Genomic DNA, 12,268 nt, shown 5'->3' with positions numbered 1-12,268 from the left:
CATTCCATCCGATCTTGCATAGATTGGCCCGCAAACTCCTGCGCTACAATGACTCCGGAGCGTGTCCCATGAACATGAACCGGCCTTTTTGGGTGATGCTGCTTCCCTTTCTTTGGGTTTCCGCCCTTGGCGAGACCCAAGGCGACTCCAGAGCCCCCGCTTTGCGACAACTGCCCCCAGGCGCCCGGGTCGCAGTAATCGCGGACGGATCGCGCGGCGGGCACGACGTGGACCTCGCCGTCGGCGACATGCTGACAGCAGGACTCCGACAGTCCGGAATGCGGGTCATCGAGCGCATGCAGCTCGACGCAGTGCTCCGGGAGCAACGGCTGGCACGCGAGGGGATCGTCGATCCCAGCACAGCAGCTCCAACCGGCAAACTCCTAGGCGCGGACTACCTGATGTACGTCAAAGCCACTGAGTTCGGGGTGCGTGATGATCGGATCGGCGGGGCATTCGGCCTTGGCAATCTCGGTGGGATCCAACTCCGCACCAGCAGTGCGCGGGTGGTGCTCGATGTGCGTCTGATCGAGGTCAAGTCCGGCTCCGTGGTGACCACAGCCAACGGTGAAGGCGGGCAATCCAGTACTGGCGCCACCCTCATCGGCGGCACGATCGCCAATGGGCGCATCTCGCTCGGCGCCATCGACATCTCGAAGACCGAGTGGTCCCAGAGCATGCTCGGCAAGGCGAGCCGCAAGGCCGTGGAGTCGGTCGTCAAGAAGCTTGCGGGCAGGGGCTTGGCGCCCGAGGGCCGGGTCCTTGCCTTGGCGGATGGCGAGATCTTGATCCTCGACGTGGGCGCCTTCGACGGAATCCGGCAGGGCGACCGGCTCACGGTGTTTCGGCTCTCTTCGATCAAGGACAGCGCGGGGCTGGCGGTCTGGACTGAGGAAACGGCGCTTGGCGAAGTGCGCGTCGTCGAGGTACGCGGCGATAAGGCCAAGGCCTCCTTGGTGGGAAGGTGGGACAGGGCAGCCCAGGAAGGGGACCTTGCTAAGCGGGTCCGAACACCTTGAAGGACTCTGACATCTCGTTGTCGAACTCCCTGACTTAGCGGAGGACTCCACTTTCAGCGTTCCGCGAGCCCTCCCTACCGAGATTAGCCATGTCACACAAACCTTCACGCCGCGACGTCCTCAAGACCACCTCTGCAGCGGCTATCGCGGGCGCCATCGCCCTCCCGAAAACTTCCAGTGCCTCGTCGTCGACATCTGCCGAGGGCTTCGAGGCCCCTCTCATCCTGCCGCAAGGCATCCCCAAAGGCGACAAGATCCGCTTCGCGGCCATTGGCATTGGCGGCAAGGGCAGCAGCGACACCGCCGATGCGGCCAACGCCGGCGTACTCGTGGCTTTCGCCGAAGTGGACTCCAACACCCGGTCGGACGGCGTCAAGAAGTACCCCGGCGCCACCGCTTTCGCGGACTACCGAATGATGCTGGACCGGATGGGAAAAGACATCGACGCGGTGACCGTCAGCACCCCGGACCATAACCACGCCGCGGCCTCAGCCATGGCCATGCGAATGGGCAAGCACGTCTTTTGCCAGAAGCCTCTGACCCGAACCGTCTATGAAGCCCGGAGGCTGGCCCAATTGGCGCGGCAACACAAGGTTGCCACTCAAATGGGCAACCAGGGCACCGCGCGAGACGACCTTCGCAATGCCGCAGCGTTCCTGAAGTCGGGCGGGCTTGGCGCGGTGAAGGAGGTCCACTGCTGGACCGATCGGTGTGGCGGTTGGTGGCCCCAAGGCGTCCCTCGACCTGAGCGGAAGTCAATTCCAAGGAACGTGGATTGGGAGGTTTGGCTGGGCCCGGCGCCGTTCCGCGACTATGCCAACGGCTACCACCCCTTCGCCTGGCGAGGCTGGTGGGACTTCGGTTCGGGCGCTCTCGGCGATATCGGCTGCCACCAGATGAACCTGCCGTACATGGCGCTCGACCTTCGCGACCCGATCGCCATCCAGGCGCAGACCTCCGGCAACAACCGGGAGAGCTTCCCTAACTGGTCCATCGTGACCTATGAATTCTCCGAGCTTAGGGGCCGCGCCCCGCTCAAGCTCTACTGGTACGACGGTGGCAAGCGCCCCTCGCCCGACCTCGTCCCGAGTTGGAAGTACACGCCCAACGGCTCGATCTTCGTTTGCGAAAAGGGGATCCTCTACACCGAAAGTGAGTACGGTTTCAATGCGAAACTCGGGAGCGGCGACCCCGTTCCGCCGATGGAGTTCGAGCATTCGCCCGGGCACTTCCAGGAGTGGGTGGAAGCGATCAAAGGCGGAAAGCCCGCGCGCTCCAACATGCCCGAATACTCCGGTCCGCTGACCGAGATGGTGGTGCTGGGCAACCTGGCCGTGTGGGCCGATGGGCCGAGGTTGGAGTGGGACGCCCGGCGATTGCAGGTCAAGGGCACCAAGGAGTTCGACAGCCTGATCAGGCCCGCCTATCGAGAGGGTTGGAGCCTGTAAATCCGCGAACCAAAAGGCGGTCCTTCACGAGTGGGTGAAGGACCGCCCGATGACGACAATCAGCTGCTTATCGCCGCTTTCGAAGCGCAAGCCCAGCAACGCCAATGGCCAGGAAGGCCATGCTTGCCGGCTCGGGAACGACCGAGACGGCAACTTCGCCGATCGAGAGCGAATCAAACTCCGCCGGCAAGTTTGGCCCGGACATCTCGAAGCCGATGTAGCGCGCCATGCGTGCTCCGCCCGCCAGCGTGAACACGTCTGCTCCGTATGTTGAGGAAGCTGTCGTGTGGTCGGTCGGATAATGAACGCCGCCTGCCATCGAGTCCGACAGATCGAACAGGTTGGCAGTGAACAATCCAAGTTCGGCAATACCGCCGGATTCCTCGTTCCAGAGTGCCACGCGATCCACCAGATAGGATGCGCCAAGATCATAGACGATGAGGCCCGGGTAGGTTCCCATCGGTCCAAACCACTCGTATCCTGCAAAGACATAGGTGTGGACCGGTGACATTCCCATGTAGGCGTCAAAGTCGGTAACACCCGGGGTATATCCCAGTGAGAGGCCGCTCTGATCGAAAGTGTAGGAAAGCGGGCTGTACGGTTCGCCCAACGTGTTCGTGTGGACTCCCGTTGGCGCCCTGATAACTGCAGCGTAGCTAGCCAGCGCCAGAGTGCTGACAGCCATCGTCAGCAAAGATCGCTTGAACATATCAATACTCCTTTTCGCGTACAAACTTGCACGCTCATCAGAGGATTGACTGATGCGGCGCGGCCTGTGACTAATCCCAAGAGAACCAGGTAAAATTAACAGGTACCTAAGTACCTCACCATCAATTCGCAGACTTCCACCTGCTCGCAGTGACAACTGAGCCCCCTCCTCGTTTTGGTTCGTAAACGCTTCCGAGTCCCGGCTTGTTGGGAAGGAGGGGATTGTCGCAGATCTCGCCGGGCAATGCGAGGGGAACGAAGTCGGGAGGGGTGGAGACAGGCCGCTACCGGACTTCCACTAGATCGCAGGCCTCTGCCGGCATCCAATGCGCCTCTTTGCCGTCCCACTTCACGTTACATCCGATCGGGTTCGTCAACGGAACCGATATGGGTTTCGCTTCCAGCAACTGGTCGAGCGCCCGCTCCAAGTCGTGAACCGTCGCCTGCGTGTGGTCCCGTGGGTTGTCGATGGCTCTTCCCGTGTAGACCAGCTTCCGCGAATCGTCGAACACAAAGAAGTGGGGCGTTCGAAGGGCGCCGTAGCGGCGCGCGACATCTTGTGACTCGTCGCGAAGGTACGGCCACGGGAAGTCCTGTTCTCTCATCCGCTCCACCATGCCCTCAAAGCTGTCCTGGGCATAGGTGTTCCTGCTGTTGGAGTTGATCGCCACAAACCGCACACCGCTCACCCCATATTTCTCTGCGATCCGCCTCGTGTCTTCGTCACTTCCAAGAACGTAAGGGCAGTGGTTGCACGTGAAAAACACGACAAGCACTGCGGCGCCCGCAAAATCTCCAAGACTGTAAGTGCGGCCATCAGTCGCCGGGAGCGAGAAATCTGGAGCTGAAGCGCCGATCTTGAGCGTAAACGTGTTCTCCATATCTATTTCTACGGTTGCGGGGTCCGCATCGTGCTCTGGCTCTTGGCGTCGTGAATCACGGCCTTAGGGCCCGTGGCCTCGTTCCACAGCACGGCGAGCCTTCCTTTGGGCGACACCACGGCCATCGGGTCGTCCGCCGAGTTGGCAAGGTGCCGCCTTATGCCCAACGGGTGCCCTTGCGCCGAAATCCCTTGCAGAAACAGCGGCCCATTGCGGCGCTCGATCCACACCGCCCAGGCCACACCTTCGTGTGAGGCGATCCAGGGCTGGAAACCGGGACCTAGCGTGACTTCAGAAGCTCCCGATCCGGCCAAGTACACGGTCCCCTCACGCCTCCAGATAGAGACCTGCCTGGCTCCGACCCGGGCGATAGCCCCTCCGTCCATGGGGCAGGCTTTAAGGGGCCACGAACCAACTCCAAGCTTGCTTGCTTTGACTGGGCCCGCAGGAGATCGCGGCACCTCGAGCGCGTACATGTCCCGGTTGCCGCCGAGCCAGTTGCGGAACATGGCCAGCGCACCGTCTCCGCTCGCCGAAATCGAGGGGTGGCAGCACTCGCAGATGGTCCCATCAGGTGAGGCGTAAAGCAAGCGGTTCTTGCTCCAAGTCCTGCCGGCGTTCGCAGACTCGGAATAGTAGAGCTCGGTCGTCTTGTTGCGGTTGTCTAGCCAGACACAGGCAACCCTGCCACCAGAGAGGCTGGACATCCCATGCAATCCTTCGGGCGTGCAGCCTGGCACGTCGTTCACGCGAAACGGCCCTTGCCATGTCTTCCCTTGGTCGGCGCTTCGGAAGGCACAGAGGTCCTCGCCGCCCGCCGGGTTGGGAAAGGTCGCAGTGATCACGAGGTCCTTGCCGGCCGTTGCGATCCGGGGCCCGCGCCGCATCCCAGCCATCATCCTCGACTCCTTCTTGATGAGCACAGGGGAATCGAATCCGGACTTCCCAGCAGACTGAACGGTGAACCAGAGCCCCTCCGGGCTGGCGAACGTCACAGCAAGCCTCCCGTCCGCGAGAAACGCGCCTTGGGGCTCCTTTGCCCTGGCAATCGAGGGCGCGATGTCTACGACGCTTGCCTCCTGTTTGGAGGGCATTCCAAGGATCAAACCGGCGAACAGGATTGGGAGCATTTGCCGAAATAGTACCGGTAATATCCAATCATGCCGAAAATCGTCTGGCTCAATGGCACCGTCTCGCCCCTTGAATCCGCCACAGTCAGCGCGGCGGACCACGCCCACCTTTATGGCGACGGCCTCTTTGAAGGGATTCGGTTCTACAGCCGCAAGATCTTCAAGTTCGACGAGCACCTTGACCGCCTGTACCACGGCATTGCCTACATGGGCTTCAACATGCCGTATCCCAAGGTCCAGCTTCGCGAGATCGTGCTCGACGTCTGCAAGCAAGCCGACCTTCCCGACGGCTACATCCGGCTCAACGTGACGCGCGGCACGGGGCTCGGCCTCGACCCCAAGCACATCGAGCAGAAAGCCAACGTGATGGTGATGATCAACACGCTCAGCCTCTATCCGCCCGAGCTGTTCGATAAGGGCATCACCGTCATGACGTCGCCAATACGCGTGATCCCCGCAGACTCTTTGGACCCCAGGGTCAAGTGCATCGGGCGTTACGCCTCCAACATCCTCGCCAAACAGTACGCCAACCGCATCGGCGCAGGCGACGGCATGATGCTGAACCACGAGGGCTATGTGGCGGAGGGCACCGGAAACAACCTGTTCATCGTCACCCAAGGCCGCCTGAGAACCCCGCACCCGTCTTCGGGCATTCTGAAGGGTATCACGCGCGACTCCGTGATCGAGTTTGCCAAAGAGGCCGGAATTCCCGTCAGCGAGGAAATGATCACGCCCTATGATGTTTTTGAGGCCGATGAGGCGTTCTTCACGGGCACCGCGACCGAAATCATGCCGATCAATTCGCTCGACGGCACGCCGATCGGGTGCGGCAAACCGGGAGAAGTGACCATCGAGCTCATGCGGCGCTTCAAGGCCGCGCTCGGGTCAGGCACGCCGTTTTGAAGCCCAAGTGCTCGCTCTGCGGGCAACCGGCTACACGACGGGCCACGCTCGGGGGACAGACCACCGATCTTTGCGAGCTTTGTACCCGTCAACATGCGCTGAGCAGGTCCTCAGCGAGCCTTTTAGGCCACTTCAGCCGTCCAAGGCATAGCGGCGACGTGTGCCCTTATTGCGGGTGGACGGCCTCCCAAGTTGCCGTAAGCGGCTTGGTGGGCTGTCCTCTGTGCTACGAGTCATTGCGCGCGCCGCTTATCGAGGAGTTCCGACGAGCCGATGCTTAGGTTCGACGAACTCGGCGAGAGCAGGTAAGCTTGAACCTTGGAGTTTAGGATGCTTCGAATCACTGGAATGTTGTTGGGATGTGTGGCCGCGCTCGCGCTGTCCGGCTGTGGCGGCGGGGGCGGCACGACCGCGCTACCAAAGCCCCAAGTGATGTTTTTCAATGCAGGCCCCGATAACGCCGGGATCGACTTCTACATCGACAGCGTGCTCTCCGGCAACGCGGTCGCTTCGGCGGCTGGAACGGACTTTATGGCAACCGATCCCGTCGCCAGGGACCTCATCGCCAACGCGACGGGCACAACCACCGATTACGACGCGATCCTTCAGACCTTTGCCCGCAACAAGCACTATGTCATCTCGGCGCTCGGGCTCGTGACGTTCGGTACGGAGTTTGAGAAGCGTCTTCGGCTGACGGCCACCGAAGTGGACCGACACACGATCCAGGGCAACAAGTCGAGGCTCGTAATCTTCCACGGGTTTAGCCGCGCGACGGGATTTCTGACCCCCAACATCGACTTCCAATCCCCTGGGCAGAACCCCCAATACAAGGCGGCCAACATCGAGTTCGGCGCAAGCAGCGTGCTGACGATCGACTCAGGAACCCACAGCTTCGACGCCCGGCGCGCCGGTTCGGACGATGTGTTTGTGTCGCTTGTTAGCTTCGCGTTCGGCACGGGAAAGATGTATCTGGTGTACGTGATGGGCGTCGAGGGCGGCGCAGGCGCACAAACACCGCAGATCGTGGTCAAGGAAATCCCGACGGGCGATTATCCCTGAGGTCTGGGGTCTAGGGTCTGAGGTCCGAGGTCTGAGGTCTGAGGTCTGAGGTCCGAGGTCTGAGGTCTGAGGTCTGAGGTCTGAGGTCTGAGGTCTGGGGTCTGGGGTCTGAGGTCTGAGGTCTGAGGTCTGGGGGCCAAGGTCCGAGGTGTGGGGTTTGAGGTTCGAGGTCTAGGACCTAATGAGTGACAACAGGATTTCGGGCTTTGGGATCTGGATCTCGAAGTCTGAAATCTGAAATCTGTGATTTGTAAGCCCAAGTCGTCACCCCCTCACCGACTCAACTTCTCATCCTCCCACCTCTTCACCCGGGATTCCAAGCAGCGCCGAAAGCAGGCAGACTGAGCATTTGCCCTACGGGACCTCACCGACCCATCGTCTCACCCCCCACTGTATCAACGCGTCCTGTCTTCACTCACCCTCACTCACCCTCACTCACCCTCACGCCCCCCTCATCCCTAGTCCCCCGCGCTCCCGCAGCCGAACATCCCAATGAGGTATAAATCTCCCTCACGGCGGGTTGCCCGAGTGGCCAATGGGAACAGACTGTAAATCTGTCGGCGAATGCCTTCGAAGGTTCGAATCCTTCACCCGCCACCAGACGCCTTCGTAGCTCAGGGGTAGAGCATCCCCTTGGTAAGGGGAAGGTCACGAGTTCGAATCTCGTCGAAGGCTCCATAACTTGCTTTTTGGCCGTATGTAGGAGTGGGCGCCCTGTTGGCGGCCCCATTGGAGGAAGTCTTGCAGCCTGAAACGCCTGGATCGCGCGGAGCAATGTCCTTTCTGTGGATCATCGGCGGGCTCGCCCTTGGCATCGGGTTCGCCAAGGTGTTCCTGTGGAGCGACTCCCAATACTCCATTCCGCCTGCCGGACCCAAGCCAAAGGTTGGGGCTCCCTTGCAGCCCCCTGGCGCCGGATCCTCGGAAGACCAGACGCCTCCCCACGAAACCGCGCCCGATAGCGTCGCTCTGAACGCCCACGACCCCGCCAGCCCAACCCACATGGGACCGGACCTTCCTGGCATCAGTTGGCGGCCCGACCCTCTGCAGGGCTCCATCTCCGGGCCCGGCGTACCTCCGGTTTCCCCCGTGGTCGTAAAGGACCCCGCTGCTCAAGAAGCTGCCAAAGAGGTGACCTTCACCGAGATCACGGTTATCGTGCCGGAGGCAGACATCGATTCCATCGGCCATCAGGTCGCCGACCTCGCCAAATCGGCGGGCGCAGGCGTCCAATCCCAGGCGACCTCGGAAACGGGATGGCTCGGCGACGCCAGGGAGATGCTGCTGGCCATCCCACCGGACCGCGCCAAACAGGTCGAAAGCGAGCTTCTCAAGCTCGGTTCTGCCCAGGCCACCGATCGCTGGACCGGCCCCTATTCCGAACGCCAGTTCCGGGTTGAGAGGATGCTCCGGGATGCAAAGCTCGACTACGAGGCCCGCGTCCGCAAGCTGCTCATCAAGTACCTGGACGACGCCCCGGAGGTGCTTCGCGCGCAGGAGCAGCTCGCCGAGATCGGCAAGGCGCTGAGCGCAATCAAGCGGATCCCCTCCGACAAAAGCGCGATCCGCGTGCTGATTGGCAAGAAAGCCATTTCGTTTGGGGCCGAAAACGCCCGGGCGTCGGGTACATAGTCGAGTGGCTCAGAGGTCGAGGAGGACCAGCGTGGCGCAAGCAACACCAGCGGAACAATCATCCCATCCCAACGACGATCGGTTTCGCACGGGGCTCACGACGACCTTCGCGCCCTTCATCGAGCAGGCCCAGGCGAACGGGCAGCTCTACATCGAACAGCCCTATGACCTCTATTCAGAGGAAAACCACCAAGCCTGGAAGCTCCTCTATGCAAGGATGCAGGACCGCTGGCACAAGTACGCCAATCCGCACTTTCTGAAGGGCATCGAGAGCCTCTGCCTGGACCCAGAGCGGGTTCCCAGGCTCGAAGACGTCAACAGGTTCCTGTGCCAGCTCACGGGCTTTCGGGCCAAGGCGGTCAGCGGCTATGTGCCCGCTTTTCCTTTTTTCGATTGCCTCAGGCAACGGGAGTTCCCCACCACGATCACCATTCGCCGGTCCGATAGGCTCGATTACCTGCCTGAGCCGGACATTTTTCACGACATTTCGGGGCATGTGCCGATGCACACAGACAAGGCGTTTGCCGACACTCTGGTTCGCTTTGGAGACGCCGCCCACCAGGCGGCTGAGATCGCCTCCGGCATCAAGGACGACGCCGAGAAGGTGCGGGTGCTGACCAGCATGGTCAAGGCGATGGCGCGGTTCTTTTGGTTCAGCATTGAGTTTGGGTTGATGAAGAGGGAGGAAGGGTCGTCAGGTGATCAGGTGATCAGGTTGTCAGGTTCTCAGGAACGACCTGAAAACCCATCACCTGAAAACCTGTCGCCCCCTCCACTCTGCGTCTACGGAAGCGGCCTGCTTAGCAGCTACGGCGAGATCGCCCATTCCATCGATTCGCCCGACGTCCAGAGGTACCCCTTTCAACTCGAATGGGTGGTCAATCAGTACTTCGAGATCGACCATTACCAGCCGCTGCTGTTCTATGTGGACTCGTTCGACCACCTCTTCAGCCAGGTGGACCTGCTGATCGAATGGATGAAACAAGGCAAACTGAACAACGTTTCACCCGGCGACCCCGAAGTGGGCGAAGCCGACCTCAAGAGCTTCCTACACGTGGGGTAAAGACGACAGCGGTACAAAATGCAAGGGGCGACGGGGGAACAGGGGACTACCCTTCCCTTTGAAGGAGAAGCCTGCGCAGAGCTTGCCGAAGGGGTCGGAGAGACTTAGCGAATCGAGGATCTCGCGCCTACCAGGACCAGGCGAGGGGGCCGGCATGTTCCGCACTTCCCGATGCTCAAGCGGCTCCCCATCACCCATCGCCCAACCCGTACCGCCTTCTCCCTCGCCCTTCACCCGCCCCCCATTGCCAACAGGAGTGAGGAATGGAGGGCCCCGCGGACAACTTCGAGGCGGCATCGCACCGCTCCGACTCCCGGGATCGTCGTACCTTAAGGAAACCGCCTGCCGAACGGCAAGGGGCCATCAACGTACAATGGACGACGCCAGCACCCCAACCCCTGCCCCGCCTGCTGCACGACGCACCACCGGCGGCCCGAGAGGCATCCACCCCGCAATCAAAAAGGTCTGGGTGGTTTCGGGCCTGTTTGGCTCGCTCCTTTCTGGGGCGATGTTCATCGTGCCCGGCTACCTTGTGTTCGACCTTCAGCGGGATCGAAACATCTCCAAGCCGATCGCGGTGGCCGTGTTCACCGTTTTTGCCCTCATCTGGCTGGGGACCATCGCCTTCACACTTGCGAAAATCCGGAGGCAGTGGGAGAGCTGGCAGTACGAGGTCCGCGAGCACGACGTCGTGCTGAGCTGGGGGGTGTTCTGGAAGACACGCCGCCATGTCGCTCGGGACCGCATCCAGCATCTCGACATCAATTCGGGACCGCTCGACCGGCGGTTTGGGCTGGTGCAGGTGGGCATCCACACGGCAGGCGGCGCAGGCACCGTTGGCGTCATTCCCGGCCTCACGCCTGAAGAGGCCGAAGACCTGCGCGACATGATTCTGGAGTCTCAAGCCGACCATGTTTGAGTCTCCGAGACGGCTTCACGTCGCCTCCATCCTGATCAGCGGCATGGCTTACTTGCGCCATGGCGTTTGGCCGCTCATCCTCACCGTCATGACCTCCACGAAGTCCGGCGAGGGAAAGATCATGCTGATCTTGGTGGTGGGTGGCGCGGTTGTGGGACTGCTCGGCTTCGTCGCGCCGGTTTTCTCCTACTTCTTCACCAACTACCGGATCTCGGACGACTCCCTGATCGTCAACTCTGGGTTCATCTGGAGGCGCACCCGAGTGATTCCATTGGCGCGCATTCAGAACGTGAACACGCGCCAAAACCTCCTGCACCGGCTGATGGGAGCGGCAGCCGTCATGGTGGAAACGGCCGCAGGACACGGCGTCGAGGCAGAGCTTGCGGCCGTCTCTCGCGCCGATTCGATCGAGCTCCAAAACGCGCTGCTCCAGAGGAAGAGCCAGTCCGAACAGCCTATTATGGAGGCCGAGCCACCCGCGCTCTTCCAGCTCACCCCCAAGCAGCTCTTTATCGCGGGCGCATTGAGCAATCGCCTAATGTATATCGTGGCCGGCATCGCCGGCGTCTTCCAGTTCGACGACGTTGTGGACCGCTTCATCGCTCCGATCGAGAGTCTTGCCCATCGGCTGTCACCTGTTCAGGCAGTTTTGCTTTCCGTTGCGTCGTTCTTTGCGCTGTTTCTGGTGGGCTGGCTTTTATCGGTGATCTACTCGCTGTCCAGGTTCTACGGCTTCCGCATGGAGCGACACATCAAGGGACTCAAACTCACCTACGGGCTCTTCACCAAGATTCAGAGCGTCGTACCTCTGGGCCGCGTCCAGAGCCTGAGAATCGCGCAGCCGCTGCTCTACCAGCCGTTCGGCTATTGTGAGATGTTTGCCGACACGGCAGGTTCATTCGACGCCAAGGAGTTGGGCGCGACGAACAAGCTATGCCCGCTGGCTTCCATCGAGCAGATCGACGTCATCGGGCAGCTGGTGTTTCCTCAATTCCGCTTCATGCACTTTCAGTGGCGTCGAGTGAGCCCGAAAGCGGTGTTGCGCTATGCGATCCGCAACTTCCTGGTGTTCCTCTTCCTCTTCGGACTGGCGTGCATTCCCGCTCGGAGCGCCTGGCCCCTTCTCGGCATGGTGGTGTGGGCGCCCCTAAGCTATATGCTGGCGGTCTTGCGTTACCGCTACGTGGGTTATGCGGAGCAAGACGGATTCCTGGCCGCTCGCCAAGGCATCTTCCGCAAGCAGGTGGCGGTGGTCCCCTTGGATCGCACGCAGATTCTAACGGTAAACCAATCCTGGTTCCAGAGGCGCTGGCATCTTGCCGACTTGGCGCTCACGACGAGCTCGCCCTTTGGCGTCCTGCACATCGAAAACCTGGACCTGGACCTCGCCTACAGCCTGCAGGATCGCCTTTCGATCGAGAGCCAAGACAGGCGCAAGGCTTGGCACGGCGGCAACTGAGACGAACGAAGTTCGCTTGCCAAACCGACTCCACTTCCGTCAAGATC

The 12,268-nt window shown here is 61.2% G+C and carries 11 protein-coding genes and 2 tRNA genes; 10 read left to right on the top strand and 3 right to left on the bottom strand.

Translation table 11 applies throughout. The features are described 5' to 3' along the window. Positions 1–74: 74 nt before the first annotated feature. Both HZC36_13295 and HZC36_13290 read left to right on the top strand, forming a co-directional pair. The gene (locus HZC36_13295; GenBank protein MBI5707952.1) at positions 75–1,019 is read left to right on the top strand and encodes a hypothetical protein; all 945 of its coding nucleotides are present in this window, start codon (positions 75–77) and stop codon (positions 1,017–1,019) included. An 89-nt stretch (positions 1,020–1,108) separates the two neighbouring features. Then, a complete protein-coding gene (locus HZC36_13290) occupies positions 1,109–2,467 on the top strand; it encodes a Gfo/Idh/MocA family oxidoreductase (GenBank protein MBI5707951.1) in 1,359 nt (452 codons plus the stop codon). A 67-nt stretch (positions 2,468–2,534) separates the two neighbouring features. Here the strand turns inward: HZC36_13290 and HZC36_13285 are convergent, their stop codons facing one another. The 3 genes from HZC36_13285 to HZC36_13275 all read right to left on the bottom strand — a co-directional run bounded on the left by HZC36_13285 (position 2,535) and on the right by HZC36_13275 (position 5,186). Further along, entirely contained in the window at positions 2,535–3,176 is a 642-nt protein-coding gene (locus tag HZC36_13285; GenBank protein ID MBI5707950.1) for a PEP-CTERM sorting domain-containing protein, read from the bottom strand. 283 nt (positions 3,177–3,459) lie between these two features. After that, positions 3,460–4,056 carry a thioredoxin family protein gene (locus HZC36_13280; protein MBI5707949.1) on the bottom strand — a complete coding sequence of 199 codons (597 nt, stop codon included), beginning with the start codon at positions 4,054–4,056 and terminating at the stop codon, positions 3,460–3,462. Positions 4,057–4,064: 8 nt separating this feature from the next. Continuing rightward, complete coding sequence (locus tag HZC36_13275) at positions 4,065–5,186, bottom strand: exo-alpha-sialidase (GenBank protein MBI5707948.1); 1,122 nt, start codon at positions 5,184–5,186, stop codon at positions 4,065–4,067. A gap of 30 nt (positions 5,187–5,216) precedes the next feature. Here HZC36_13275 and ilvE point away from each other — a divergent pair, with 30 nt between their 5' ends. The 8 genes from ilvE to HZC36_13235 all read left to right on the top strand — a co-directional run bounded on the left by ilvE (position 5,217) and on the right by HZC36_13235 (position 12,221). Then, a complete protein-coding gene (gene ilvE, locus HZC36_13270) occupies positions 5,217–6,089 on the top strand; it encodes a branched-chain-amino-acid transaminase (protein ID MBI5707947.1) in 873 nt (290 codons plus the stop codon). 330 nt (positions 6,090–6,419) lie between these two features. Further along, positions 6,420–7,148 carry a DUF4397 domain-containing protein gene (locus HZC36_13265; GenBank protein ID MBI5707946.1) on the top strand — a complete coding sequence of 243 codons (729 nt, stop codon included), beginning with the start codon at positions 6,420–6,422 and terminating at the stop codon, positions 7,146–7,148. Positions 7,149–7,662: 514 nt separating this feature from the next. Beyond that, positions 7,663–7,748 (top strand) — tRNA-Tyr (locus tag HZC36_13260). Positions 7,749–7,751: 3 nt separating this feature from the next. Further along, positions 7,752–7,826: transfer RNA gene (locus tag HZC36_13255), tRNA-Thr, on the top strand. A gap of 96 nt (positions 7,827–7,922) precedes the next feature. Continuing rightward, a complete protein-coding gene (locus tag HZC36_13250; protein ID MBI5707945.1) occupies positions 7,923–8,780 on the top strand; it encodes a hypothetical protein in 858 nt (285 codons plus the stop codon). 31 nt (positions 8,781–8,811) lie between these two features. Then, positions 8,812–9,843 carry a phenylalanine 4-monooxygenase gene (locus HZC36_13245; GenBank protein ID MBI5707944.1) on the top strand — a complete coding sequence of 344 codons (1,032 nt, stop codon included), beginning with the start codon at positions 8,812–8,814 and terminating at the stop codon, positions 9,841–9,843. Positions 9,844–10,216: 373 nt separating this feature from the next. Next, entirely contained in the window at positions 10,217–10,762 is a 546-nt protein-coding gene (locus HZC36_13240; GenBank protein ID MBI5707943.1) for a PH domain-containing protein, read from the top strand. Continuing rightward, positions 10,755–12,221 carry a PH domain-containing protein gene (locus tag HZC36_13235; GenBank protein ID MBI5707942.1) on the top strand — a complete coding sequence of 489 codons (1,467 nt, stop codon included), beginning with the start codon at positions 10,755–10,757 and terminating at the stop codon, positions 12,219–12,221. Before HZC36_13240 ends, HZC36_13235 begins: the two co-directional genes overlap by 8 nt. The last annotated feature ends 47 nt before the right edge of the window (positions 12,222–12,268 follow it).

The organism is Armatimonadota bacterium (genome assembly GCA_016223145.1).
In the GTDB taxonomy this organism is placed as follows: domain Bacteria; phylum Armatimonadota; class Fimbriimonadia; order Fimbriimonadales; family Fimbriimonadaceae; genus Nitrosymbiomonas.
Note: the sequence above shows the minus strand (reverse complement) of the source record. Positions and strands in the feature narration are given on the sequence as shown.